Origin of the sequence: Micromonospora sp. NPDC049151 (assembly GCF_040648395.1) — a bacterium.
Lineage (GTDB): Bacteria > Actinomycetota > Actinomycetes > Mycobacteriales > Micromonosporaceae > Micromonospora.
Genome location: NZ_JBEZDP010000005.1, coordinates 183,953 through 209,042 on the forward strand (window position 1 = coordinate 183,953; position 25,090 = coordinate 209,042).

At 74.6% G+C, this 25,090-nt stretch carries 26 protein-coding genes; 17 read left to right on the forward strand and 9 right to left on the reverse strand.

All coding sequences use genetic code 11. The features are described from left to right. Positions 1 to 75: 75 nt before the first annotated feature. Positions 76 to 1,668, reverse strand: coding sequence for an NAD(P)/FAD-dependent oxidoreductase (locus tag AB0B20_RS08710; protein ID WP_357469268.1), 1,593 nt, complete (start codon positions 1,666 to 1,668; stop codon positions 76 to 78). A 72-nt stretch (positions 1,669 to 1,740) separates the two neighbouring features. Between AB0B20_RS08710 and AB0B20_RS08715 the strand changes: the two genes are divergently transcribed. After that, complete coding sequence (locus tag AB0B20_RS08715) at positions 1,741 to 3,174, forward strand: aldehyde dehydrogenase family protein (protein WP_357469271.1); 1,434 nt, start codon at positions 1,741 to 1,743, stop codon at positions 3,172 to 3,174. 59 nt (positions 3,175 to 3,233) lie between these two features. On the opposite strand, the gene AB0B20_RS08720 is transcribed toward AB0B20_RS08715, so the two are convergent. After that, positions 3,234 to 3,638, reverse strand: coding sequence for a ChaB family protein (locus AB0B20_RS08720; RefSeq protein WP_357469274.1), 405 nt, complete (start codon positions 3,636 to 3,638; stop codon positions 3,234 to 3,236). 138 nt (positions 3,639 to 3,776) lie between these two features. Between AB0B20_RS08720 and AB0B20_RS08725 the strand changes: the two genes are divergently transcribed. The 5 genes from AB0B20_RS08725 (at position 3,777) to AB0B20_RS08745 (ending at position 6,538) form a co-directional block, all read left to right on the forward strand. Next, positions 3,777 to 4,805, forward strand: a complete 1,029-nt coding sequence (locus AB0B20_RS08725) for a YihY/virulence factor BrkB family protein (protein WP_357469277.1) — start codon at positions 3,777 to 3,779, stop codon at positions 4,803 to 4,805. A 57-nt stretch (positions 4,806 to 4,862) separates the two neighbouring features. Continuing rightward, complete coding sequence (locus AB0B20_RS08730; protein WP_354867132.1) at positions 4,863 to 5,279, forward strand: DUF2795 domain-containing protein; 417 nt, start codon at positions 4,863 to 4,865, stop codon at positions 5,277 to 5,279. A 55-nt stretch (positions 5,280 to 5,334) separates the two neighbouring features. Continuing rightward, positions 5,335 to 5,796: an SRPBCC family protein gene (locus AB0B20_RS08735; RefSeq protein WP_357387038.1), complete on the forward strand. Its 462-nt coding sequence runs from the start codon at positions 5,335 to 5,337 to the stop codon at positions 5,794 to 5,796. A 100-nt stretch (positions 5,797 to 5,896) separates the two neighbouring features. Further along, positions 5,897 to 6,160 (forward strand): hypothetical protein, encoded by a 264-nt coding sequence (locus tag AB0B20_RS08740; protein ID WP_030270328.1) that lies wholly within the window; start codon positions 5,897 to 5,899, stop codon positions 6,158 to 6,160. 165 nt (positions 6,161 to 6,325) lie between these two features. Beyond that, positions 6,326 to 6,538: a hypothetical protein gene (locus AB0B20_RS08745; RefSeq protein ID WP_357387036.1), complete on the forward strand. Its 213-nt coding sequence runs from the start codon at positions 6,326 to 6,328 to the stop codon at positions 6,536 to 6,538. Position 6,539: 1 nt separating this feature from the next. Here the strand turns inward: AB0B20_RS08745 and AB0B20_RS08750 are convergent, their stop codons facing one another. Further along, complete coding sequence (locus tag AB0B20_RS08750) at positions 6,540 to 6,986, reverse strand: hypothetical protein (protein ID WP_357469281.1); 447 nt, start codon at positions 6,984 to 6,986, stop codon at positions 6,540 to 6,542. Between the two features lie 162 nt (positions 6,987 to 7,148). Between AB0B20_RS08750 and AB0B20_RS08755 the strand changes: the two genes are divergently transcribed. Beyond that, positions 7,149 to 7,517, forward strand: a complete 369-nt coding sequence (locus AB0B20_RS08755) for a DUF6401 family natural product biosynthesis protein (protein WP_357469284.1) — start codon at positions 7,149 to 7,151, stop codon at positions 7,515 to 7,517. Between the two features lie 60 nt (positions 7,518 to 7,577). Here the strand turns inward: AB0B20_RS08755 and AB0B20_RS08760 are convergent, their stop codons facing one another. Next, the gene (locus AB0B20_RS08760) at positions 7,578 to 8,438 is read right to left on the reverse strand and encodes a hypothetical protein (protein ID WP_013285384.1); all 861 of its coding nucleotides are present in this window, start codon (positions 8,436 to 8,438) and stop codon (positions 7,578 to 7,580) included. 200 nt (positions 8,439 to 8,638) lie between these two features. Between AB0B20_RS08760 and AB0B20_RS08765 the strand changes: the two genes are divergently transcribed. The 3 genes from AB0B20_RS08765 (at position 8,639) to AB0B20_RS08775 (ending at position 12,870) form a co-directional block, all read left to right on the forward strand. Continuing rightward, positions 8,639 to 10,792, forward strand: a complete 2,154-nt coding sequence (locus AB0B20_RS08765) for a SpoIIE family protein phosphatase (RefSeq protein ID WP_357469286.1) — start codon at positions 8,639 to 8,641, stop codon at positions 10,790 to 10,792. A gap of 9 nt (positions 10,793 to 10,801) precedes the next feature. Then, positions 10,802 to 11,479, forward strand: coding sequence for an HAD family hydrolase (locus AB0B20_RS08770; RefSeq protein WP_357387028.1), 678 nt, complete (start codon positions 10,802 to 10,804; stop codon positions 11,477 to 11,479). A 101-nt stretch (positions 11,480 to 11,580) separates the two neighbouring features. Further along, the gene (locus AB0B20_RS08775; protein ID WP_357387026.1) at positions 11,581 to 12,870 is read left to right on the forward strand and encodes a cation:proton antiporter; all 1,290 of its coding nucleotides are present in this window, start codon (positions 11,581 to 11,583) and stop codon (positions 12,868 to 12,870) included. 24 nt (positions 12,871 to 12,894) lie between these two features. Here the strand turns inward: AB0B20_RS08775 and AB0B20_RS08780 are convergent, their stop codons facing one another. Beyond that, entirely contained in the window at positions 12,895 to 13,833 is a 939-nt protein-coding gene (locus AB0B20_RS08780; RefSeq protein ID WP_357387144.1) for an FAD-dependent oxidoreductase, read from the reverse strand. 100 nt (positions 13,834 to 13,933) lie between these two features. On the opposite strand from AB0B20_RS08780, the gene AB0B20_RS08785 reads away from it, so the two are divergent. Then, positions 13,934 to 14,158, forward strand: coding sequence for a DUF3072 domain-containing protein (locus AB0B20_RS08785; RefSeq protein ID WP_357387024.1), 225 nt, complete (start codon positions 13,934 to 13,936; stop codon positions 14,156 to 14,158). 2 nt (positions 14,159 to 14,160) lie between these two features. On the opposite strand, the gene AB0B20_RS08790 is transcribed toward AB0B20_RS08785, so the two are convergent. Continuing rightward, positions 14,161 to 14,661, reverse strand: coding sequence for a YfcE family phosphodiesterase (locus tag AB0B20_RS08790; RefSeq protein WP_357387022.1), 501 nt, complete (start codon positions 14,659 to 14,661; stop codon positions 14,161 to 14,163). 84 nt (positions 14,662 to 14,745) lie between these two features. Further along, the gene (locus AB0B20_RS08795) at positions 14,746 to 16,563 is read right to left on the reverse strand and encodes a glycoside hydrolase family 15 protein (protein WP_357387142.1); all 1,818 of its coding nucleotides are present in this window, start codon (positions 16,561 to 16,563) and stop codon (positions 14,746 to 14,748) included. 112 nt (positions 16,564 to 16,675) lie between these two features. Between AB0B20_RS08795 and AB0B20_RS08800 the strand changes: the two genes are divergently transcribed. After that, the gene (locus AB0B20_RS08800) at positions 16,676 to 17,263 is read left to right on the forward strand and encodes a general stress protein (protein WP_184684403.1); all 588 of its coding nucleotides are present in this window, start codon (positions 16,676 to 16,678) and stop codon (positions 17,261 to 17,263) included. Between the two features lie 52 nt (positions 17,264 to 17,315). Here AB0B20_RS08800 and AB0B20_RS08805 read toward each other — a convergent pair whose 3' ends face one another. Then, positions 17,316 to 17,900, reverse strand: a complete 585-nt coding sequence (locus AB0B20_RS08805; protein WP_357387019.1) for a DUF1684 domain-containing protein — start codon at positions 17,898 to 17,900, stop codon at positions 17,316 to 17,318. 103 nt (positions 17,901 to 18,003) lie between these two features. Here AB0B20_RS08805 and AB0B20_RS08810 point away from each other — a divergent pair, with 103 nt between their 5' ends. Together AB0B20_RS08810 and AB0B20_RS08815 are read left to right on the forward strand one after the other, a co-directional pair. Next, entirely contained in the window at positions 18,004 to 18,486 is a 483-nt protein-coding gene (locus tag AB0B20_RS08810; RefSeq protein ID WP_357387017.1) for a MarR family transcriptional regulator, read from the forward strand. Between the two features lie 11 nt (positions 18,487 to 18,497). Next, positions 18,498 to 19,484, forward strand: coding sequence for a pirin family protein (locus tag AB0B20_RS08815; protein WP_357387015.1), 987 nt, complete (start codon positions 18,498 to 18,500; stop codon positions 19,482 to 19,484). A gap of 45 nt (positions 19,485 to 19,529) precedes the next feature. On the opposite strand, the gene AB0B20_RS08820 is transcribed toward AB0B20_RS08815, so the two are convergent. Further along, a complete protein-coding gene (locus AB0B20_RS08820; protein ID WP_013285371.1) occupies positions 19,530 to 19,655 on the reverse strand; it encodes a hypothetical protein in 126 nt (41 codons plus the stop codon). Positions 19,656 to 19,796: 141 nt separating this feature from the next. Here AB0B20_RS08820 and AB0B20_RS08825 point away from each other — a divergent pair, with 141 nt between their 5' ends. From AB0B20_RS08825 to hrpB, 3 genes are all read left to right on the forward strand, one after another. Further along, positions 19,797 to 21,386, forward strand: coding sequence for a phospholipase D-like domain-containing protein (locus AB0B20_RS08825; RefSeq protein ID WP_357387013.1), 1,590 nt, complete (start codon positions 19,797 to 19,799; stop codon positions 21,384 to 21,386). Between the two features lie 177 nt (positions 21,387 to 21,563). Beyond that, positions 21,564 to 22,385, forward strand: coding sequence for a SigB/SigF/SigG family RNA polymerase sigma factor (locus AB0B20_RS08830; RefSeq protein ID WP_357387011.1), 822 nt, complete (start codon positions 21,564 to 21,566; stop codon positions 22,383 to 22,385). Positions 22,386 to 22,518: 133 nt separating this feature from the next. After that, positions 22,519 to 25,089, forward strand: a complete 2,571-nt coding sequence (hrpB, locus tag AB0B20_RS08835; protein WP_357469290.1) for an ATP-dependent helicase HrpB — start codon at positions 22,519 to 22,521, stop codon at positions 25,087 to 25,089. Position 25,090: the final 1 nt, after the last annotated feature.

The window sequence follows — 25,090 nt, forward strand, 5'->3', positions numbered from 1 at the left end:
ACGAGGTTGCCAGGTGTTCCCCCGGTGGCGCGGGAAGCGGTCAACGGCAGCGGCAGCGGTGAAGGCGCGGCCGGGTCAGCGGTAGACGGTGCGGTGGGCGGCGGCGATCGTCCGGGCGTACACCGCTCCGGTGACTGCCCGGTCGCGGGCCAGCGCGGCCCGCGCCGCGTTCGCGCCCGGCGCGCCGTGCACGCCGCCGCCGGGGTGGGCGGAGGCACTGGCCAGGTAGAGCCGGTCCACCGGGGTGTCGGCCCGGCCCAGGCCGGGGATCGGCCGCAGGAACAACTGCTGGTACGCCGCGGCCGTGCCGCCGCCCAGCGCGCCCCCGACCAGGCTCGGTTCGGCGGCCTCCAGGTCGGCCGGGCCGGCCACATGCCGCCCGACGACGGACGCCCGGAACCCGGGTGCCGCCGCCTCCAGCGTCTCTTCCATCCGCTCCACGTGCCCGGCCACCTCCTCGGCGCGCCAGTCCCGGCGGAACGGCAGGTGGGTGTAGGACCAGAGCGACTCGGTGCCGGGCGGTGAGTGGCTCGGGTCGGCCACCGACATCTGCCCCACCAGCAGGAACGGATCCCGGGGCAGCTCGCCGCGGGCCAGCTCGGCCGCGTACGTGGTCAGGCCGTCCATGTCGGCGCCCAGGTGCACGGTGCCGGCACCGGCCAGGTCGCGGTTCTTCCACGGCACCGGCGCGGACAACGCCCAGTCGACCTTGAGCGTGGAACCGTCCCACTTGAAGTGCGCCAGATCCTCGACCATCCGGGGCGGCAGCGCCGCCGCGCCGACCAGGTCGAGGAAGAGCGCCGGGGCCGGCACGTCGGCGAGCACCGCGCGCCGGGCCCGCCAGTCGGCGCCGCCGACGGTGCGCACGCCCATCGCCCGGCCCCGGGCGGTGAGCACCCGCTCGACCCGGGCGCCGTACGTGATCCGGCCGCCCCGCTCGACCAGCCGCGCCACCAGCGCGTCGGTGATCCGCTGGGCGCCGCCGACCGGCACCGGCCAGCCCACCTGCTGGCCGAGCATGGCGAGCAGCCAGCCGTACACCCCGGAGCCGGCATCCTCCGGGGACAGGTCGGTGTGCAGGGCGCAGCCGGCCAGCAGGACCGGACCGCCCTCGCCCTCGAACAGCTCGGCACCCAGCTTGCGGACCGGGAGCACGAGGCGGCGGGCCAGCCGCAGCGCGCCGCCGACGCGGAGCTGCCGCAGCAGGCCCAGACCACCGCGCACCGGGGGGAACGGGGTGGTGATGGCCTGCAGCATCGGCTCGGCCACCTGACGCCAGTCGGCGTACGCGTGCCGCCAGCGCTCCCCGTCGCCGGGGGCGAACGCCTCAAGCGACGCGGCGGTGGTGTCCAGGTCGCGGTTGACCACGGCGGCCCGGCCGTCCGGGAGCAGGTGCGCCAGCACGTCCGGCGCGTGCGTCCAGGACAGGCCGTGCTGTTCCAGGCCCAGCCCGTCGAGCACCGGAGAGGCGTAGCCGAGCGGATAGAACGAGCTGTAGAGGTCGCTGAGATAACCGGGCGCTGTCACGTACGCGGAGCGGACGGCCCCGCCGGGCGCCTCGGTGGCCTCCAGGACCTCGACGTCCCATCCGGCGTCCACCAGCAGGTTCGCGGCCACCAGTCCGTTGTGCCCGGCTCCGATGACGACGGCGTCTGCGGTGGAGGTCATCGGATCCGCCTACCCGGCCGGTCACCGGGCGAAACGCGTTTGCCCTGCCCATGCCGGGGCAAGCACGGCCGCATGTACACGGTTGCGCAGCTCATTGGTGGAGTGTGGGGCGCCGGCGGCGAGGGCGGTGAGCTGGTCGTCCACGATCCGGCGGACGGGTCGCCGGTGACCCGGGCGCCGGTCGCCACCGCCGACGAGGTGGCAAAGGCGGTGGAGGCGGCCCGGGGCGTGGCGGCGGAGTGGGCGGCGACCGCCCCCGCGGAACGGGCCGCGGCGCTGCACCGGGCGACGGACGCGGTCGAGGCGGCGGCCGGGGAACTGGCCGACGCGACCACGGCGGAGATGGGCAAGCCCCTCGATGACGCGCGGGGCGGGGTGGCGGCGGGCATCGGCACGCTGCGACAGTACGCCGAACTCGCCCCGGTACGCGGCGGCCGGACCCTGCACGGCGCGCACGACGCACTGGACTTCATGGCTCCCGAGCCGCGCGGCGTGGTCGCCGCGATCACCCCGTGGAACGACCCGGTGGCGGTGTCCTGCGGCCTGCTCGGCGCGGCCCTGGTCACCGGCAACGTGGTGGTGTACAAGCCGAGCGAGCGGACCCCCGCCACCGGGTGGCTGCTGGCCCGCGCGCTGGACTCGGCGTTGCCGGCCGGGGTGCTGTCGCTGCTCACCGGCGGCGGCGAGGTCGGCGCCGCGCTGGCCGGGCAGGAACTGGACGTGATCGCCCACGTGGGCTCCACCGCCACCGGCCGGGCGATCGCCGTCGCGGGCGGGCGGACCGGCGCGAAGGTGCTGCTGGAGAACGGCGGGAGCGATCCGCTGGTGGTGGACGCGGACGTCGACCCGATCTGGGCGGCCGAGCAGGCGGCGCTCGGTTGTTTCGCCAACGCCGGGCAGATCTGTGTGGCGGTGGAGCGGATCTACGTGCACCGCGACGTCGCCGAGGGCTTCACCGACGCGCTCGTGGCACGCGCCGAGGCCCTGACCGTGGGCCCCGGCCGCGATCCGGGCACGCAGCTCGCGCCGCTTGTCGACAGGCGGCACCGGGACCACGTGCACGGGCAGGTCACCGCGGCGGTGGCGGACGGGGCCCGGGTACGCGCCGGCGGCGTGCTGCCCGACGGCCCCGGCGCGTTCTATCCGGCCACCGTGGTCGAGGGCTGCCGCCACGACATGGCGCTGGTCCGGGAGGAGACGTTCGGGCCGGTCGCCCCCGTGGTGGTGGTCGACTCGTTCAGCGAGGGCCTGCGCTGCGCGGCCGACTCGCCGTACGGCCTGGCCGCCACCGTCCTGACCGGTTCCATGAGCCACGCCCAGCGCGCCTGGCGGGAGCTGCCGGTCGGCACCGTGAAGATCAATTCGGTGTTCGGCGGGGCGCCGGGCGGCGCGGCCCAGCCGCGCCGGGGCAGCGGCCAGGGCTTCGGGTACGGCCCGGAGCTGCTGGACGAGTTCAGCGCCGTCAAGGCGGTGCACCTGGAGGCGCCGGGCGGCGGCCACTGGTGAGACGGCACGAATGAGCCCGGGACCGAGGCGGTCCCGGGCTCGACGCGTACCCAAAGGGGTCAGCGACCCCCGCGGGCCTTGCGGGTCGCGTTGTTGTTGGCCTTCTCGATGGCCTTGACCAGTTCCGGCTTCGTCATCCGGGACCGGCCGCGCACGTCCAGTTTCTTCGCCACCTCCATGAGGTGGTCCTTGGTGGCGTTGGCGTCCACCCCGCCGGCCGTCGGCGCGCGCCGGGCCGGGCCGCCGCCCTCGGCCTGCCTGTCGCTGGGGCCCTTGCGGCCCTTGGGCTCCCAGTGGTCGCCCACCTTCTCGAACTCGTGCTTGACCGCGGCGAAGGCGGTGCGGTGCGCCCGCTCCCCCTCGCCGTAGGTCTCGACCGCCGAGTCGTGCGTCTTCTCCCAGGTCCGCTGCGCCTTCGCCGGCGAGCGCCGCAGCGTGCTGGGCAGTACCTCGCGCCCGGGCATCTCGTCCTCCTGGAGTATCGATCGGCTGTCTGGTGTGGTTCCCTCCCGCCCGGCGGGCAAACCGGCACCCGGTTTGTCGATTTCCACCGGCGGGTACCGCCCGCCCACGCCCGGTGGCGGGGCCTGGAGGAGGCGGACATGACCGTGACCACACCACAGACGGTCGGCGGCCGGACGCGATCCCGCTTCCCCCGGCGGATCCGCCAGCTCAACTGGCGCACCTGGCGCGGCGTGCTGATGCGCAGCGGCAAGGGTTTCGTCACTGACAACTGCGCGGACTGGGCGGCGGCGCTCACCTACTACGGGGTGCTGGCGCTGTTCCCGTCCACGATCGTGGTGGTGGCGCTGGTCGGACTGGTCTCCGACGGCCCACGCACCGTCGACACCGTGATCGACCTGGCCCGGGAAATCGGCGCCGGTTCGGTGGTCGGCAACGACGCGTTCGTCGGTGTGGTGCGCAACGTGGTCGAACAGCAGGGCTCGGCGAAGGTGCTGCTGAGCTTCGGCCTGCTCGGCGCGCTCTGGTCCGCGTCCGGGTTCATCGGCGCGTTCACCCGGGCCTCGAACGCGATCTACGGGGTGCGGGAGGGGCGGCCGTTCTACCGGCTGCGCCCGTTGCAGATCGGCATGGCCGCGGTGACGATCGTGCTGCTGGCGGTGGTGGCCACCGGGCTGATCGTCAGCGGCCCGGTCACCGACGCGGTGGGTGACCTGCTGCACGCCGGGGCGGTGGCCCGGACCACGTGGTCGGTGGCGAAGTGGCCGCTGCTCGCGGTGGTCGCGATGACCTTGCTGTCGCTGCTGTTCTGGATCGCGCCGAACGTCCGCCAGCCGCGGTTCCGCTGGCTCACCCCGGGTGGCGCGCTGGCGCTCGTGGCCTGGGTGCTCGTCTCCTTCGGCTTCGGCCTGTACGTGGCCAACTTCGGCTCGTACGACGTCACGTACGGCAGTCTCGGCGCGGTCATCGCGTTCCTGGTGTGGCTCTACCTGTCCAACTGCGCGTTGATGCTCGGCGTGCAGGTGAACGCGGAGCTGCAGCGCGGGCGGGCGATGCAGGCCGGGATCGAGGAGCCGGACGACCCGGTGCTGCCGCCGCGCGCCCCGGCCGACGAGGACAAGGAGAACGCGGACAACGAGAAGACCGCCGACCGGTTGCCGCCCGGATGACCGGCTCCCCCGGCCGGCGCCGGTTTACCGGCGGCCCTCGGGGGCATCTCCCAAGGCATGGAACGTGGCAGCAGCAAGCACTCGCCCAGGGTCGACGACCAGATGAGCAGTGAGGTCAGCGGTCTCGTCCAGAGCGCCGGCACCGGCGGTTCCCGGGCCGAGGAGTTCCGGATCCCCGAGCCGGCCGGCGAGGACCAGCCGGAGGCCACCACGGCGCCGGCCGGGGAGCTGCGCAGCGGCGCGCCGCAGGGCATGAGCTCCGAGGACGTCGAGGCGCGCAGCCGCCTGGGGCGGTTCATCACGATGACCGCCCTGCCCGGCGACCGGGAGGCGCTGCTTGCCAACGCGCTGGAGAACGAGGCCCCGACGGACATCGTCGCCGCCCTGGAGACCCTGCCCGAGGGCACCACCTACCAGACGATCTCCGAGGTGTGGGCCGCACTCGGGCACCGGAACGAGACGACGCGCTGGTGAGCGGGCCGGCCCACGGCCCGCGACGAAGAACCGGCGGAACAGGAGGAACCCCGACATGAGTGGCGTTACCGAGCATGTGGACGTGAAGGTCCCGATCCGGACCGCGTACGACCAGTGGACCCAGTTCGAGGAGTTTCCGCACTTCATGGAGGGTGTGCAGGAGGTCCGGCAGCTCTCGGACAGGATGACCCACTGGACGGTCGAGATCGCGGGCGTGAAGCGCGAGTTCGACGCCGAGATCACCGAGCAGTTGCCGGACGAGCGGGTGGCCTGGCGCTCCACCGGGGGCACCCAGCAGGCGGGCGTGGTGACCTTCCACCGCCTCGACGAGGGGCACACCCGGGTCACGCTCCAGATGGAGTTCGAGCCGCACGGCGTGGTCGAGCAGGCCGGCGACAAGCTGGGCGTGGTCGACCGGCGCGCCAAGGGCGACCTGGAGCGGTTCAAGCAGTTCATCGAGCGGCGCGGTCAGGAGACGGGCGCCTGGCGCGGCGCCGTCGACCGCCCCACCCCCTGAGCACCCTCCCCGTACCGAGTCTCCGATGGCCGCCGGCACCGCCGGCGGCCATCGCCGTGCCCGGCCGTTTGCGATCATCCGGTCCGGGTACCGCAGGGTAATGACCGACAACGACCGCCACGTGTGGCGCGACGAGGACCGTACTCCCCTGCACGAGCTGGACCAGGCCATCGCCCGGTCGGCCACGGACGGCCAGGGCGACGACGTCACCGCCAACGACGCCGGCGAGGAGGCCGCGTTCGGCCACGGCCCGGAGGCGGTGGACCGGGGTGCCGGCCCGGAGGCCGAGCGGCGTGAGATGACCGATGCGGACCGGGCCTACCGGCCGTCGACGATCGGGCGGACCGGCCCCGACAGCATGTGATCCCCGGGTGACTGCGGGCACCCGTGCCGGTGCCCGCAGCCGCCGGATTCATGCTCGGCCGAAGCGACATAAAGTGCGGTACGGACGGTCGGGAAAACGGACAGCCCATCCAGAATCGGCCGAACGGCTGACGGCACTCACCTCGATGCGCGCAAGACTTTCGGGATGCAACAGGGCTCCGGTTTTCTCTCCAACCGTCAGCGCAAGCTCGCCTGGCTGGGCTTCCTGCTCGCCGCGATCCAGGCTCCGGTCTCGGCCCGGTTCACCGACGACAGCTCCTGGCTGTTCAGCCTGGTGGTGGCGCTGATGGTAGCGACCGTGATCATCGCCGACGACGGCGCCCGCCGCCGCCCGGCCGACGCCCGCGCCTCCGACTGAGTCAGCCTCCGCCGGGGTGCGCCTCGTGCCCCGGCACCCCCCGGCTGCGGCGGCGCTCCTTCATCTCCGCCTCGTAGAGGTGCCGCCGGCCCTCGACCAGCTCGTCGCGGGCCCGCCGGTCCAGCTCCCGGAAGAGCGCGTAGTACCCGTCGTCGAAGTCCTCGACGATCTGGAACGTCCACCGTCCGGCGATGACGTTGCGGCCGAGCAGTTCCCTGTCGATCCGCTCGGCGATCGCCGGGTGGCCGGCGGAGCGGAACATCTCCACCGCGTCGTCGAGCATCAGGTCGGCGTGGCCGATGAGCTGGTGCAGCTCGTACAGGTGGCCCCGGGCCCGCTCGACGCACTCCAGGGCCTCGCTGAGCTTGCCCAGCGCCTCGACGGTGGCGTCACTCACTCCCTCCGGGCGCCGGTGCGCCCGGTCCGGTCCGTCGGCCCGTTGTCCCATCCTGTCCCTCCGTGACCCGATCGCGTGGTCTGCGTATCGGACTTCTGCCCCCGCACGGGCGACTCAACCCTGGCGGAGGAGGCGGCCGCTCCCCCGGACGATCCGGGCATCCGCCGCTCGGCCGAGGTCGGCCCCCGGTGGGCGGCGTTAGCCTCGGACACCATGCGCGCGCCGAAGAACCGGGTCGCGACCCGCCGCTCTGCGGCCGTGGCCGCGCGGACGACCCTCACCACGCTCACCGCCGCCGTCGGCACCGCCGGCCTCGCCGCGGCCCACGCGAACCCCGGGCTGCTCGCCGAGGTCGACCAGCACGCCGCCGGGGTACGCGACAGCCTCGACGGCGACCGCCGGCCGCTCACCGTCGCGGCGCTGGCCGGGTACGTCGACGGGCTGCGCGAGGCGGCGGCCGAGCACGGCTGGACGCCGCCGGCCGGGGCGGAGGTGGACTGGTCCGAGCCGGACTGGATGCTCACCCGCCTGCTCGCGGTCTGCCTGCTGGCCCGCGGGCTGGACCCGCGCCACCTGGCCTGACCCGGGCACGGCTACGGGGCGCCCGCGATCGCCCCGCGGACACCCCGTAACCCGTTGCCGTCAGCCGTTCGGCCGGCGGAACTGCTGCGTCTCGTCCCCTGCCTCGCCGGAGCGGTACGTGCCCGCCCCCGACATGGACGACTGCGGCGCCGCCGGTGCCGGTTGCCCGCCCCGGTCGGCCATCCGCCGCTCGTAGTCGCCGCGGCCGGCCTGCTGCGCCTGCCGCTGCTGCCGGATCGCCCGGGACTCCTCGGCGGCCCGGTGCAGCCAGCCGTCCCAGCGGTCCTGCATCGGCTTGACCAGACCACCACCGACACCCACGATCAGGATGCCGGCCACTGTGGCGAGGAACGCCACAAGCACCGGTGTGGTCACCGTGGTGGCGATGCCCACCTGGTTCAGCGCGGCGATGATGCCGAGCGCCAGGATGAAGATCGCCGTCACGTCGGCCAGCACCCGGCCGTACGAGAGCCCGCCGAGCGCGCCGGAGACCAGGTCCCGGACGGCGTTGGCGATGGCGGCGGCGATCACCACGATCACGATCGCCACGAAGGCCCGCGGCAGCCAGGACACCACCCCGCGAATCAGGTCGCTGATCGCGTTTGGTCCCCACACCCCGAAGGCGAACTGCAGGGTGAACAACAGGACCGCGTAGTAGGCCAGTTTGGCCAGGATGTCGCTGGCGTCGTACTTGGTGCGTTCCAGGGCCCGTTTGACACCGCCGCGTTCCACGGCGCGGTCGAACCCGACCCGTTCCAGTGCCGCGTCCACGATTTTGAGGACGGCTCGGGCGATGAGCCAACCCACGACGAGGATCGCGATGAACGCGATCGCCCGCGGTACGAAGAGCAGCACCGACCTCCAGAAGTCGGTCCAGGCCGCACTGATGTCGACCTGTCCGACCGCGAGGGTTTTCGGCATGATGTCCCTCCTGTCGCGTGAACTGCGCCGCCCGCATACCCGATGGCCTGGGCAGCACGCCGGGCCGGACCGGGGCAATTTCCCGACATAGCCTGCCTAACCGGCCCTGACCTGCTCGAACATCCGCGTCGTCGGGTGCCCGCGTCCGCCACGGACACATGATCGGAACCAGCCGGCCACGCGCCGGTTAGGCTGCGGTCATGCCAGGCACCGTCGGTCGGGTTCCCACTCCGTCCGCCCCCGCACCGGGAGCGCCCACCGATCCCGTCGTCGGCGGGCCGGCGGCCGGTGCCGTTCACCCCTGGGCCGGCACGTCGCTGGGGCCCCCGGACACCTGGGATCCCGCGGTCCGCGCGGTGGCCGACGTGGTGCTCGCCTCCCCGGTGCCGATGGCCCTGCTCCTCGGCGACGACCTGGTGGTCTTCTACAACGACGGGTACGCCGAGCTGATCGGCGACCGGCACCCGGACGCGCTGGGCCGGCCGGCGGCCGAGGCGTTCGCCGAGGTGTGGCGCGACCCGGGCGCGGGCGAGGCGCTGGAACGGGTCTATCGGCACGGCGAGCCGTTCCTGCAACGGGAGGCGGTGCTGCCGGCCGACCGGCAGGGCCCGGCCGAGCCGGCCGTGTTCACCAGGGGCCACTGCCCGGTCCGCGACTCCGGCGGCCGCATCGTCGGCGTGCTCACCGTCTCGGCGCAGACCACCCAGCTGACCCAGCAGTTGCAGAGCCTGAGCGACTTCGCGGCGGCGCTGGCCGGCACGCTCACATTCGACGACGTGGCGCGGGTGACGCTGCGCTACTGCCTGCACACCTTCGACGCCGACCGGGTGTCGTTCGCGGTGGACGAGGGCAGCGCGTGGCGGCTGGTCCGCCGCATCCGCGGCGAGCTGCTCGACGAGGCCGACGAGCGGCTGCCCCCGCTGTGGCGGCGGATGTCCGCCGAGTCGGCGCTGCCGGCGGTGGTGTCCGCGCGCAGTGGCGTGGCCTCGTTCACCGCCGACGGGCAGCCGCTGCGCGGTGTCGCGGCGGACCGGCACGACGAGAAGATCCGCGCGCTCGCGGCGCTGCCGCTGCGGACGACTGTGGTCCGGGGTTCGCTGACCGTCGGCTACCGGGCTCCGCGCCCCTGGTCCCCAGCGGAACGGGCGCTGCTCACCGCGTCCGCGGAGCTGGTCGGTCAGGCCGCCGAGCGGGCCCGCCGGTTCGAGACCCAGCACGGCACCGCCCAGATGCTGCAACGCAGCATGCTCCCGGAACGGCTGCCGGACCTGCCCCGGCTGCGCATCGCCGCGCGGTACGACCCGGGCGTGGACGGCAACGCCGCGGGCGGCGACTTCTACGACGCGTTCCTGCTGCCCACCGGCGCGCTGGGCGTGGTGCTGGGCGACGTGGCCGGACACGACGTGCAGGCCGCCGCCCGGATGGGCCAGGTACGCGCCGCGCTGCGCGCGCTCGCCCTCGTCGACTCCCGCCCGGACGCGGTGCTCGACGGACTGGACCGGCTGGTCAGCAGCCTCGGCGTCGAGGGCGGCACCCAGGAGCTGTTCGTGACGGTGATCTTCGGCGTGGTCGAGGCGGACCGGGAGCTGATCACGCTCGCCAGCGCCGGTCATCCCGCGCCGTTGATCCGCCGCGCCGGACCGGACGCGGCGGTGGCCGAGTTCGTCGACGTGCCGCCGGCCCCTCCGCTGGGCCTGGGCGGGCGTGCGCGTACCGCCACCGTGCCGTTCCGTCCCGGCGACACCCTGCTGCTCTACAGCGACGGCGTGGTGGAGCGGCGCTGGCAGGACCTGGCGGCCGGGATGGCCGGGCTGGGCGCGGCGGTGACCGGGGCGGCAGGCGGTGACCCGCGCGCGCTGTGCGCGGTGGCGACCGCGTCGGTGCCGGGCGCCACCGAGGACGACGTGGCGGTGCTCGCGGTGGAGTACGCGGTGCGCCCCAGCCGGTCGGCGAGCATGGAGGTGCCGGCCGAGCCGACCGCGCCGAGCCGGGTCCGGCACTGGATGACCGCGCAGCTCGGCGAGTGGCGGGTGCCCGAGGCGGTGATCGGGGCCGCGGTGCTGTGCACCAGCGAGCTGACCACGAACGCGCTGCTGCACGCCGGCACGGCCGCCCGGGTCGAGGTCGACCTGTCCGCCGAGCGGCTGCTGGTGTCGGTGGCCGACTCCGGCACCCGGGGTCAGGTCACCCGGGCGCAGACCGACACGCTCAGCAGCCGGGGCCGCGGGCTCGGCCTGATCGAGGAGCTGAGCGACGCCTGGGGCACCGACCCGGCCGTACGCGGCTCGACGGTCTGGTTCGAGATCCTCATTCCGCCGGGTGAGTCGCGCGTCGGCGACGCTGCGGCCGGGTAGGAGCCGGACATGGCCGACGACAAGCGACGCGGTGTCCTCTTCGACGTGGACGGCACCCTGGTCGATACGACGTACCTGCACACGGTGAGCTGGTGGGAGGCGCTGCGCCAGGGCGACCACCGGGTGCCGATGGCGCGGATCCACAGGTCCATCGGCATGGGCTCGGACAAGCTCCTCGACCACCTGCTCGGCGCCGAGCGGGACCGGAGCGCCGACGGCAGGCTGCGCGACGCGCACGACGCGCTCTACGCCGAGTACTGGGAGCGGCTGGCGCCGCTGCCGGGCGCCCGTGAGCTGCTGCGCGCCTGTGCGGAGCGCGGGCTGCGGGTGGTGCTCGCCACCTCGGCCGCCGAGCACGAGGTGACAGCGCTGCGGGCGGCGCTGGACGCGGACGACGTGATCGACTCGGTCACCTCGTCGGCCGACGCGCGGGAGAGCAAGCCGGCACCGGACATCCTGGTCGCCGCGCTGGAGCAGTCCGGGCTGGCCGCCGAGCGGGTGGTGTTCGTCGGCGACTCGGTCTGGGACGTGGCCGCCGCCGGCAAGCTCGACATCCCCTGCATCGGGCTGACCTGCGGCGGCACCGGCCGCGCCGAACTGGCCGGCGCGGGCGCGGTGGCCGTGTACGAGGACCCGGCCGCGCTGCTGGGCGCGCTGGGTGACAGCGCCATCGCGTCGCTCGGCTGACGGGCGGCTCAACCGGCCGGCGCGCGCAGGCTTAGCCGGACCCGCTTCGGGGCACTGCTGGACTCCACCGCCCGGCCGCCGGGCGACGGAAGGGTGGTGTCGTGGAACCGGTCGATGTCGCGTTCGCTCTGCTGGGCGTCGGTGCGCTGCTGGCCGGGGTGCTGCCCCGCGTGCTGGAGCGACGGCCACTGTCGATGCCGATCGCGTTCCTCGGGCTCGGCATGCTCGTGTTCGTGCTGCCCACCGGTCTGCCCACACCGGACCCGCTGCGCTGGCCGGAACTGACCACCCACCTCACCGAGGTCGGTGTGATCGTCGCGCTGATGGGCGCCGGCCTGAAGATCGACCGTCCGTTGAGCTGGTCCCGCTGGTCGTCGACCTGGCGGCTGCTGGCGATCGCCATGCCGCTGTGCATCGCCGCGGTGGCGCTGCTCGGGTGGTGGTGGGCCGGCCTGGTGCCGGCCGCGGCGCTGCTGCTCGGCGCGGCGCTCGCCCCCACCGACCCGGTGCTCGCCTCGGACGTGCAGGTGGGCGAACCGACCGATGTGGAGGACTCGGAGGACGAGGTGCGCTTCGCGCTCACCTCGGAGGCGGGCCTGAACGACGGGCTCGCCTTCCCGTTCGTGTACGCGGCCATCGCGATCGCCACCACCGGGCTCGCGCCGTCCGGCTGGCTGGCCGAGTGGTTCGCGGTGGACGTGCTCTACAAGCTCGCCGCCGGGGTGGGTGGCGGGCTGCTCGTCGGCTGGCTGCTCGGCAAGCTGTTCTTCCGCGCCCCGAGCAAGCTGCGGCTGGCCCGGCACTCCGAGGGGTTCCTCGCGCTGGCCGCGACGTTCCTGGCGTACGGGCTGGTCGAGGTGATCGGCGGGTACGGCTTCCTGGCCGTGTTCGTGGCCGCCCGGGCGATCCGGGCCGCCGAGCGCACGCACGAGTTCCACTCCGTGCTGCACGACTTCGCCGAGCAGGTGGAGCGGCTGCTCACGGTGCTGCTGTTGCTGCTGTTCGGCGGGGCGGTGATCGGCGGGCTGCTCGCGCCGCTGACCTGGCCGGCGGCGCTGGCCGGGCTGGCCCTGGTGCTGGTGATCCGGCCGCTGGCCGGGTGGCTGTCACTGCGCGGGGCGCCGGGCAAGCCGGCCGAGCACTGGGTGATCTCGCTGTTCGGCATCCGCGGCGTCGGCTCGTTCTACTACCTGGCGTACGCCACCAGCAAGACCGACTTCCCGCAGGCGGATCTGGTCTGGGCCACAGTCGGTCTCGTGGTGGTGGTGTCGGTGGTGGTGCACGGCGTCGCCGCGACACCGGTCATGCAGTTGCTGGACCGGGCGGGCGAACGCACCGGCGAGGGCGCGCGGGCCGGCTCGGCGGCGCAACCGGTGGCCGCCACCGGCTGAGCACGCGTCGAGTTGTGGCCTGGATCAGCCCAGCCGGGCGGCGAGCGCGCGGCCCAGGTCCCGGCCGGAACGCCAGGCGGTCTGCGCGCGCGGCCGGCCGAACGCGTCGCCGGCCAGCCCGATCCCGTCGTCGTCCAGGTGGTACGTGGCGCCCCCGGACTGCGCGGCAGGGGTCGCGTACGTCCAGCGGTGCACGTGTGTCCACGCGGCCGGCTCGGGCAGTCCGAGCAGGTCGCGGACCGCCTGCTCGATCGCCGGGCCGGCGGCGGCGGGCTGGCGCAGGTGCCCGGCGGCGAACCCGGCGGTGGTGTGCGCGACGAGCACCGGGGCGGCGTCGCCACGCCGGTCGCCGTCGTCACAGACCAGGCTGAGCACGGGGTGGTCGTTGACGAACGCGCCGTGGAAGTCCGCCCAGCGGCGGGCCGGGTACCGCAGCACCCCGGTCAGCGCCGACGACCAGCGCTGCGCGGCCACCGCCCGGGTGGCGTCGGCCAGGGCCGGGTCCAGCAGCGGCGCGGCCTGCGGACCGGGCATGGCCAGCACGACCGCCTCCGCCTCGACGCCGTCCACCCGGGGGCCCGGCTCGACGCGCGTCACCAGCCGTTCGTGCGTCACCGGAAGATCGGCGGCGAGGTGCTCGACGAGCGAGCGCAGCCCGCGCGGGGCGGCCCAGCGCATCGGGCCGCTGACCCGCTCGCGGCCGCCCGGCCCGTACGCGACGAGCGTGTCGGTCCACTCCCGGGCCAGCCCGGCGGCCCGCCACCGGTCCGCCACGGCGGCGAAGTCCGGATCGTCCACTGTGAAGTACGCGGCGCCCAGGTCGGCGGGACGGCCGTCGAAGCGCTTGCTGGCCAGCCGCCCGCCGCTGACCCGGGCGCGTTCGCGCACCCGCACCGGGACACCGGCCCGCGCCAGCTCGGCCGCGCAGGCCACCCCGGCGATGCCCGCACCGACCACCACCACGCCCGCCCGGTCCGCCGTCACCAGGTGATCGTAGGCGGTTGGCGGCATGAACCCGCCCGACCGGGGTAGTGGTACACCTGTTCGAGGAGAGGTGATCAGCATGGCCGACCGCGACAACGCCAGCGGCAGGAACGTGAACCCGGACGCCGCCGTCAAGGACCCGGACGACTGGGTCACCGGCGACGAGCCGCCCACCGCCGCCCAGGAGTCGTATCTGCACACCCTGGCCCAGGAGGCGGGCGAGCCGGTGCCGGAGGGCCTGACCAAGGCCGAGGCGTCCCGGCGGATCGACGAGCTCCAGGCGGAGACCGGCCGGGGCCGCTGAGGTCAACGTGGGGGCAGGCGGTGCAGCTCGACCCGGTCGAGCCGCCCCGCCGCCACCCGGGCGGTCAGGAAGGTGGCGTACGGCTGTGCCCGCCGGTCGGTGGGCGAGCCGGGGTTGAGCAGGCGCAGGCCACCAGGGGCGACGCTGTCCCACGGGATGTGCGAGTGTCCGAAGACGAGCAGGTCGCGGTCGCCGTACGCGGCGGCGCAGCGCTCCTCGCGGCGAGTCTTCGGGCCGGTCTCGTGCACCACGGCGACCCGCAGGCCGTCCAGCTCGACCCGGGCCACCTCGGGCAGCCGGGCGCGCAGCTCCGGTCCGTCGTTGTTGCCGTACACGGCGATCAGGCGGCGCGACCGCTCCTCCAGTGCGTCCAGCAGCGCCACGTCAACCCAGTCCCCGGCGTGCACCACCACGTCCGCGGCCTCGACGGCCGCCCACAGCGCCGCCGGAAGGTCCCGCGCCCGCTTCGGCACATGCGTGTCCGCCATCAAGACCAGATCCACTCCCTCATCCTCCCCCACCCGCCCTCTTCGCCGCGTCGATCATGAACTTGGCGGCACTCAGGGAGATCGACTTCGCCGTCAACCTCATGATCGACGCGAAGCGGTAGCGGGGTGGCGGGCGGAGGGGGCGCGGGCGGCGGCGTCGGTGATGCGGCCGGCGGCGATGATCAGGCCGATGTGCGAGTACGCCTGCGGGAAGTTGCCCACCTGCTCGCCGGTGTCCTGGTCGATCTGCTCGGCGTAGAGGCCGAGGTCGTTGGTGCGGGCGGCGAGGCGCTCGAACAGCCGCCGGGCCCGGTCCAGCTCCCCCGCCTCGGCCAGGCAGGCGGCCAGCCAGAACGAGCAGATCACGAACCCGGCCGGGTCGCCGTCCCAGCGGCGCAGCAGCCCGTCGCGGGACAGCCGCCGCTCCAGCACGTCCATCGTGGCGCGCATCCGCGGATCGTCCGCCGGCAGGAAACCGACCAGCGGCATGACCAGCACCGAGGCGTCCAGGTCGTCGGCACCGAACGCCCCGGTGTACGCACCGACGCGCTCGTTCCAGCCGTGGGTGAGCACGGCCGCCCGGATCTCGTCGCGCGCGGCGGCCCAGCGCGCCACGTCGGCGGGCTCGCCGATGCGGGAGCCGAACCGGACCGCCCGGTCCAGCGCGGTCCAGCACTCCACCTTCGACGACACGTAGTGCCGCTGCGGACCACGCCCCTCCCACATCCCCGCGTCGGGCCGGTGCCAGCCGCGCTCGGCCTGGTCGGCGAGCGTCCGCAGCAGGTCACGGACCTCTGGTGACATCGGATCGAGGTAATACCGCATCAGCCAGGCGGCGTCGAGCACCTCGCCCAGCACGTCGTTCTGCCGCTGCCGCCAGGCGTCGTTGCCGACCAGCACCGGGCGGCTGTGCTCGTACCCGGCCAGGTGGTCGAGGTCGTGCTCGGTCAGGTCCCGCTCCCCCTCGACGCCGTACATGATCGGCACCGGTTCGTCGCCGATCCGGCCCATCGCCCGCGCCACCCAGGTGAACTGCCGGTCCGCCTCGTCCGGGCAGGCGGCCCGCCAGAGGGCCTGGAGCGTGAGGCTGAAGTCGCGCAGCCACACGTAGCGGTAGTCGTAGTTGCGGTCGCCGCCGAGCCTCTCCGGCAGCGAGGTGGTGGCCGCCGCGACGACGGCGCCGCTCGGCGCGTACGTCATGCCCTGCACGGCGAGCGCGCTGCGCCGCACCTCGTCGCGGTACTCGCCCTGGTAGTCGTGCAGCGCCGACCAGGACCGCCAGCCGGCGACCGTCTCGGCCACCACCTCGGCGGCGTCGGGCAGCGCCGGTCGCCCCCCGGCGTACGTCGGGGCGTACCCGAGGGTGAAGCGGTGAGCGCTGCCGGCGCGGGCGGTGAACCGTCCGGCGGCGGCCCCCTCGGCGATGGTCAGCGGGACGTCGGCGCGCAGCTCCAGGCGGCAGGCCCCGGCGGTGGCGGCCACCACCCCGTCGTGCTCGGTGAGGTAGGCGCCGACCCGGCCGTACTCGAATCGCGGCGCGTATTCCACACGCATCGGCACCTCGCCGGTGAGCCCTTCGACCAGCCGGACGAGCACCCGCGGCGAGCGCATCCCGATGTCGTGACCCCGCGCGCCGTGCTCCAGCGCCAGCGCGTCGGTGACGGCGACAGTGCCGGTCGCCGTGGTGAAGACGGTACGCAGCACCAGCGTGTCGTCCAGGTACGACCGGCTGCTGGTGGCCGCGCCCTCCGGGCGGATGCTCCAGTGCCCGGCGTCGGCGTCGAGCAGCCGCCCGAACACCGACGGCGCGTCGAACCGGGGCGGGCACCACCAGTTGACCGAGCCGTCGCTGTCGACAAGCGCCGCGCTGCGCCCGTCGGCGAGGAAGCCGTGCTCGCTGATGTGTCGGGTCGGCACGGGTGTGGCTACCCGGCCCGGGGCACCGGCATGCCTCGCCACATCGGTCCGGTCCGGCGCGTTACCGCTGCCCGGCGGCGGGAACGCGGTGGGTTGACGAAGGAGGATGCTCATGACCAGACCCTCGACTCCGACCGCGGCCTGGCAACCCGGAATGCCGGGCAGCGACAACCTCCCGTCCGGCCCGGGCGGTCGCCCGACGCCGCCGAGCGGGGACGGGCACGGCCCACAGGCCGGTTCGGCGACCGTCACGATCGGCTCGTACCCGGACTATCCGTCCGCCCAGCGCGTGGTGGACTATCTCGCCGACAACCGGTTCCCGGTGGAACGTACCTCGATCGTCGGGACGGACCTCACGCTCGTGGAGACCGTGATGGGACGGCTCACCACGGGCCGGGCAGCCCTGTTGGGCGCCGGCACCGGCGCCTGGTTCGGTTTGTTCATCGGGTTGCTGTTCGGCATCTTCACCGCCGGCAACTGGCTGGCGGTGATCCTGGTCGGGCTGGTGATCGGCGCGATCTGGGGTGCCGTGTTCGGCGCCGTCGCGCACGCCATGAGCGGTGGGCAGCGTGACTTCACGTCGGCCAGTTCGCTGCGGGCCGCCCAGTACGCGGTCACTGTGGACGCGGATCTGGCCGGTCAGGCCCAGCAGCTGCTCAGCCGGATGCACCTGACACCGACCGGCGCGACCGCCCGCTGACGCGGGTACGCGACATCGAGGGAGGGCCCCGCCGGGGTCCTCCCTCGTCGCGTCAGTGGTACGCCCGCTCGCCCGCCCGCAGCGACACGTCCACCCGGTTCTCCGGCGGGGCCAGCGGGCACGCCCACCTGTCGTCGTAGGCGCAGCTCGGGTTGTAGAGATAGTTGGCGTCCAGCCGGACCCGGCCGCCGGGCAGCACGGTCAGGCCCCGCCCGAACGTGCCCTTCACCGTGTCGGTGAGGTACCGGCCACCGCCGTACGAGCCGTCGCCGCAGGTGCCGTCGCGCAGCGGCAGGAACAGCCCGCCCCCGTACGCCTCGATCCACCAGAGCGTCAGCGGTCCCCAGGGCGTCTCGGCGACCGCGACCCGCCGGTACGCGACCACCCCGTCCGGGCCGCCGGTGTCGATGCGCAGCTCGCCGGAGGCGGCGCGCAGCGGCGCCTCGACCACTGCCGACGGGTCGGGCGGGTACCAGCGCAGCCCGGTGAAGCCGGGCCGGTCGGCGGGCGGCACCGGGCTGCTGGGGTGGGTGCGGAACAGCTCGTCGCGCGCGGCCCGGAACCCAGCCAGGTCGAGGCCGGACAGATAGAGCCGGGCCACCCGCTCCCGCCAGTCGAGCAGGTCGAGATCGTCCATCCCCCGACCCTATCTTCAGTTTTCAAGAAGGGCGGCATCAGGCACGATGCCGCATGCGGCAGAGGCGCTTGTTTAAATTTTAAATAGTGCTACTCTCGGAGCCATGACGGAGAGCCTGGACGCGGAGCGGATCGCCTGCTGGCGTGCGTACATCGAGTCGAGCCAGCGGCTGTTCACGCGGCTCGAGGACGACCTGCGCGCCGACAGCGACCTGAGCTTCGCCGACTACCACGTGCTGGTGCTGCTCTCCGAGGTGCCCGGCCAGCGGCTGCGCATGGGTGAGCTGGCCGACCGGCTGGTGTTCTCACCGAGCCGGCTGACCTACCAGATCACCACGATGCAGAAGCGCGGCCTGGTGGCGAAGGAGGCGTGCCCGGCGGACCGGCGCGGCAGCGAGGCCGTCCTCACCGCCGCCGGCCTGCTCGCCCTGCGCGAGGCCGCGCCGCACCACCTGCGCTCCGTGCGCGCCCACCTGATCGACGACCTCGACGACGCCGAGGTCGCCTGCCTCACCCGGGTCTTCGAGCGGCTCGGCCGGCGCCTGCGCGCCGACCGCACCGCGTCGTCCACCCCGGCCGACAAGTAAGGAGCCCCGCGATGCCCGCGATCACCGTCGACGACGTCCTCGTCCTGCCCCGCCTGCCGAAGCTCGGCGAGGCCACCGAATACCGCTCGGTCCGCCGGGTCACCACCGCCCCCAGCGGGTACGAGGGCGAGGGTTTCCCGGTCCGCCGGGCCTTCGCCGGCGTGCCGATGACCGAGCTGGACCCGTTCATCCACCTCGACCAGATGGGCGAGGTCGACTACGCGCCGGGCGAGCCGAAGGGCACCTCCTGGCACCCGCACCGCGGCTTCGAGACGGTGACCTACATGATCGACGGGATCATGGACCACCAGGACTCGACAGGTGGCGGCGGCACCATCACCGACGGCGACACCCAGTGGATGACGGCAGGTAGTGGTCTTCTGCACATCGAGGCGCCGCCGGAGCACCTGGTGATGAGCGGCGGGCTGTTCCACGGCCTCCAGCTCTGGGTCAACCTTCCCCGGGTGGCCAAGATGAGCGCGCCCCGCTACCAGGACATCCGCGGCCGGGAGTCGGCGCTGCTGACCACGCCCGACGGCGGTGGCCTGATCCGGGTCATCGCCGGGGAGGTCGCCGGGCACCGGGGCCCGGGCTCGACGCACACGCCGATCACCATCGCGCACGTCACGTTGCAGCCCGGCGCCGAGCTGAGCCTGCCGTGGCGGTCGGACTTCAACGCGCTGGTGTACGTGCTTGCCGGCCGTGGCACTGTCGGCACCGACCGTCGGCCGATCCACCTCGGCCAGCTCGCCGTGCACGGGCCGGGCGAGGCGCTGCGGATCACCGCCGACCCGACGCAGGACTCCAACACCCCGGCGCTGGAGCTCTATCTGATGGGCGGCCAGCCGATCCGCGAGCCGGTGGCGCACTACGGCCCGTTCGTGATGAACACCCGGGCCGAGCTGATCCAGGCGGTCGAGGACTTCCAGGCCGGCCGGCTCGGGGTGATCCCGACCGGGCGGGTGCCGCACAGCGACGGCCAGGGCGACCGGCCCTGACCCGCTCCGGGCGCCCCGGTTCGCCGGGGCGCCCCGGCGGCGGCCTCAGGAGACGGCGAAGATCCCGGCCACTCCGAGGATCACCATCAACAGGACCGCCACCAGCGCACCCCGCTCCCCCTCCACCGCCTGGTCGCGGTCGGTCACGGTGTTCGTCGTCTCGGCGGGCATGTCGGTGCCTCCTCGGTTTCGCGATCCAGGGGTCCGGCGCACCCCTGGCGCGCGGCGCCGACGCCGACCTGCTGCTCGACGTGCGGGGCCCTGCCGGGGGTCCTACCGTGTGAGGACGTCGTCGACCTCGGGGGGTGGAACGTGACTCTGCGGGACTGGTTCCTCACCGCACAGGAACGCGCCAACCCGAGGTCTGAGTTACCCGCCTGGACCGATGGAAACCTCGCCGAGCCACTGATTCACGGTGCCGCGTACTTTGACCGCCTGGTCAGCGAGGTGGAGTCGTTGTCGGCGGGCGACCACCTGTTCTTCACCGACTGGCGTGGCGACCCGGACGAGCGGATGCGCCCGGACGGCCCGACTGTGGCGCAGCTGTTCGCCCAGGCCGCCCAGCGCGGGGTGATCGTCAAGGGCCTGATCTGGCGCTCCCACCTCGACACGCTCTCCTACAGCGAGGCGGAGAACCGCGACCTCAGCGAGGCGATCCGCGCGGCCGGCGGCGAGGTGTTGCTCGACCAGCGGGTCCGGCGCGGCGGCTCGCACCACCAGAAGCTGGTGGTGCTGCGCCGCCCCGGCGACCCGAGTCGCGACGTCGCCTTTGCCGGCGGCATCGACCTGTGCCACAGCCGCCGCGACGACGCCGACCACGCGGGCGACCCGCAACCTGTCGGCATGTCCCCCCGGTACGGCCCCACGCCGCCCTGGCACGACGTGCAGCTCGCGGTGCGCGGGCCGGTGGTCGGCGCGCTGGACACCACGTTCCGGGAACGGTGGACCGACCCGATGCCGCTGGACTCGGAGAACCCGACGGCGTACCTGCGGGACCGGCTGCGCGGCTCCGACCTGCGCCCGGACCCGCTGCCCGCGCAGCCCGCCGACCCGCCGCCGTGCGGGCCGCACCACGTGCAGGTGCTGCGCACCTACCCGGCGGTGCGGCCCCGCTACTCATTCGCCCCGGACGGTGAGCGCACGGTGGCCCGCGGCTACACAAAGGCGGTACGCCGGGCCCGGCGACTGATCTACCTGGAGGACCAGTACCTCTGGTCGACCGAGGTGGCCGAGCTGTTCGCGCAGGCGCTACGGGAGCACCCGGACCTGCACCTGGTGGCGGTCGTGCCCCGGCACCCGGACGTGGACGGCCGGCTCGCGCTGCCGCCGAACATGGTGGGCCGGGAACAGGCGCTGTCGCTGTGCCACCGGGCCGCGCCGGAACGGGTGCACGTCTTCGACGTGGAGAACCGCGAGGGCACGCCGGTCTACGTGCACGCCAAGGTCTGCGTGGTGGACGACGTCTGGGCCAGCGTGGGCAGCGACAACTTCAACCGCCGGTCCTGGACGCACGACAGCGAGCTGTCCTGCGCCGTCCTCGACGACACCCGCGACACCCGCACGCCGGCCGACCCGGCCGGGCTGGGCGACGGTGCCCGGGTGTTCGCCCGCGACCTGCGGCTGTGGCTGTGGCGCGAGCACCTGGACCGCGATCCCGGCGGCGGGCAGGACGACGACCTGCTGGACCCGGCGGACGCGGTGGCGGCGATCACCACGACGGCGGAGGAACTGGAGCGCTGGCACGCCGGCGGGCGCGTCGGTCCCCGCCCGCCGGGCCGGTTGCGGCCGCACCACCCGGAGCGGTTGCCCTGGCGTACGCGGCTCTGGGCGCTGCCCGCGTACCGGCTGGTCTACGACCCGGACGGCAGGCCGCTGCGGGCCCGGCGAGCCGGTACCTGGTGAGACCCGAATCAACCGCTTCACACCGTTCACACCCGCCTACACCTTAAGTACATCGTACTTTCGGCTAGATTTCCGCAGGACGATCGGGCTATGGTGGCTTCCAAACGTAGGACCAACACCTAAACCTAAGCGTCACGTCTTTTTTCTTCCGTGGACGAGGTGCAGGGAGGACCACCCATGACCGCTCCCACGACGAGCGCCCCGGCGACCACGCCGGCCGGCTCCGCGAAGCTCGACCCCCGCTCGCTCACCGACAGCGCCGCCGACCTGCTCGCCGCGATGGCCGCGCTGCCCGCCGACCACCCGTCCCGGCCCGCGCTGCGCGACCGCGCCATCGAGGCGTGGCTGCCGCTGGCGAACCACCTGGCCCACCGCTACAGCGGCCGGGGCGAACCCAACGACGACCTGGCGCAGACCGCCGCCATCGGCCTGATCAAGGCGATCGACAAGTTCGACCCGTCGCGCGGCGTCGACTTCGCCGGCTACGCCATCCCGACCATCATCGGGGAGCTGAAGCGCCACTTCCGCGACCGCACCTGGGACATCCGGGTGCCCCGCCGGCTCCAGGAGCTGCGGCTGGCGATCTCCGACGCCAACAGCACGCTGCTCCAGACGCTCGGCCGCTCGCCGACTGTCGCCGACATCGCCGCCCACCTCAAGCTCACCGAGGAAGAGGTCCTGGAGGGCCTGGAGGGCGCTCGCGCCTACAACGCGGTGTCGCTGTCCACCCCGACCGGCGACGGCGAGCGGGCCACCGAGCTGGGCGACCTGCTCGGCGGCGAGGACGGCGAGTTCGAGCTGGCCGAGATGCGGGTCGCCCTCGGCCCGGCGCTCGCCACGCTCGACCAGCGCGAGCAGAAGATCCTCACGCTGCGCTTCTACGGCAACCTGACCCAGTCGCAGATCGCCGAGCAGATCGGCGTCTCGCAGATGCACGTGTCCCGCCTGCTGGCCCGGGCGCTGACCAAGCTGCGCGGTCAGCTCGACGGAACGTACTAGCAAGGGGGCGGCGGCCGGGTCGGCGGACCCGGCGTCGCGGCCACCCGGCCCGGTCGGCGGTGCGCCGGCCGGGCCGTTCCGCGTTCCCGGGGGCAGCGCGGACCGTCCAGCGGTGCGGTGCGAGAGTGGGTCAGTGCTCGCCGACATCCCGCTCGACCTGCCGGTCCGCCCGGTCCTGCCGGCGCTCGTCGACGCGCTGCGCGAGCGGGGCGCCGCAGTCCTGGTGGCGCCGCCGGGCACCGGCAAGACCACCACCGCGCCGCTCGCGGTCGCCGACGCGGTCACCGGCCGCGTGGTGATCGCCCAGCCCCGGCGGGTGGCCGCCCGCGCCGCCGCGCACCGGATGGCCGCCCTGCTCGGCGAGCGGGTCGGCGACCGGATCGGGTACGCGGTGCGCGGTGAGCGCCGGACCGGGCCGCGTACCCGGGTGGAGGTGGTCACCACCGGCCTGCTGGTCCGCCGCCTGCACCACGACCCGGAGCTGCCGGGCGTGGCCGCGGTGCTGCTCGACGAGTGCCACGAACGGCACCTCGACGCCGACCTGGCGCTGGCGTTCAGCGTCGAGGCCCGGGCGACGCTGCGCCCCGACCTGTGGCTGCTGGCGATGTCGGCCACCCCGCAGACCGACCGGTTCGCCGCGCTGCTCGGCGCCGGCGACCCCGCTCCCGTGGTACGCGCCGAGGCGGCGCTGCACCCGGTCGAGCGGGTGTGGGCGCCGCCACCGCGCCCGGTGACGCCGCCCGGCGCCGGCCGGGTCGACCCGGCACTGCTCGACCACGTGGCCGCCACGGTCCGCCGGGCGCTACGTGAACGCGACGGTGACGTGCTCGTCTTCCTGCCCGGCGCCGGTGAGATCGGCGCCGTCGCGCGCCGCCTGGCCGATCTCCGCGACATCGCGGTGCTGCCGTTGCACGGACGGCTGCCCGGGCCCGCCCAGGACGCGGCGCTCACCCCTGCTGCCGGACGGCGCGTGGTGCTCGCGACGGCGGTGGCGGAGAGCAGCCTGACCGTCCCCGGCGTCCGGGTGGTGGTGGACGCCGGACTGAGCCGGGTGCCCCGCACCGACCTGGCCCGAGGGCTGGGCGCGCTGGTGACGGTGCCGGTGTCGCGGGCCGGGGCCACCCAGCGCGCCGGCCGGGCCGGACGGGAGGCGCCCGGCGCTGTCTACCGCTGCTGGTCGGAGGCGGCGCACGAGCGGCTCGCCCCGCAGCCCGAACCGGAGATCGCCACCGCCGACCTGACCGGGTTCGCGCTGGAGCTGGCGGCCTGGGGCACACCGGACGGCACCGGGCTGGCGCTGCCCGACCCACCGCCGCCGGCCGCGCTCACGGTGGCGCGGGAGACGCTGACCACGCTCGGCGCGGTGGACCACGACGGCCGGATCACCGCGCGGGGACGGGCGGTCGCGGCGGCGGGCACGCATCCCCGGCTGGCGCGGGCGCTGCTGGACGGCGCGCCCCGGGTCGGTGCCGACCGGGCCGCCCAGGTGGTGGCGATCCTCGGCGAGGACACGCTGGGCGGGACGGGAGACGACCTGCCCGCACGCTGGCGCCGGCTGCGCGACGGCACCGATCCGGGCGCCACCGCGCGCTGGCGCACCGAGGTACGCCGCCTGCGCGCCGCCCTGCCCGCCGACCGGAACCCCGCCGGCACCCCGGCCGGATCGACGCCGCACCGCAGCGGGAGCGGCGAACCGTCGGCCGGCGACGAGCGGGAGCGCCTGCCCGACGATCTGGCCGCGGGGCTGCTCGCCGGGCTGGCGTACCCGGAACGGCTGGCCCGGGCACGGCGGCCGGGCGGGTCCGCGTACCTGATGGCCGGCGGGACCGCCGCGGAGCTGGCGCCCGGGTCGGGGCTGGCCGGAGCGGCGTGGCTGGCCGTCGCGGTGGCCGACCGTTCCCCCGGCGCGCCGTCCGCCCGGGTGCGGCTGGCCGCGCCGATCGACGAGGCGACCGCCCGGGAGGCCGGTACGGCGCTGCTGCGCTCCGGACGGGAGGTGACCTGGTCCGGCGGGGACGTGGTGGCCCGGGAGGTGGTGCGGCTCGGTGCCGTCGAACTGGTCGACCGGCCGCTGACCGCGCCGGAGCCGGAGCTGGTCGCGGCGGCGCTGCTGGACGGGCTGCGGCAGGAGGGGACGGGCCTGCTGCGCTGGACGCCGGAGGCAACCGGGCTGCGCCAGCGGCTGGCGTTCTGCCGCCAGGCGCTCGGCGACGACTGGCCGGACGTCACCGACGCGGCGCTGCTCGCCGGCGCGCCCGTCTGGCTCGGCCCGGAGCTGGCCCGCGCCCACCGCCGGGCCGACCTCGGCCGGGCGGACGTGGCGACGGCGCTGCGGCGGCTGCTGGACTGGCGGCAGGCGGCGCGGCTGGACGAGCTGGCCCCGGAGCGGCTCGCGGTGCCCAGCGGCTCGCGGATCCGGGTCGACTACGCCGATCCGGCCGCCCCGGTGTTGGCGGTGAAGCTCCAGGAGACGTTCGGCTGGCGGGACGTGCCACGCGTCGCCGACGGGCGGGTGCCGGTGCTGCTGCACCTGCTCTCCCCCGCCGGACGGCCGGTGGCGGTCACCGCCGACCTGGCGTCGTTCTGGCGCACCGGATACCCGCAGGTACGGGCGGAGCTGCGCGGACGCTACCCGCGCCATCCGTGGCCGGAGGACCCGACCACCGCCGAGCCGACCCGCCGGGCCAGCCCGCGCCGGCGGTGAG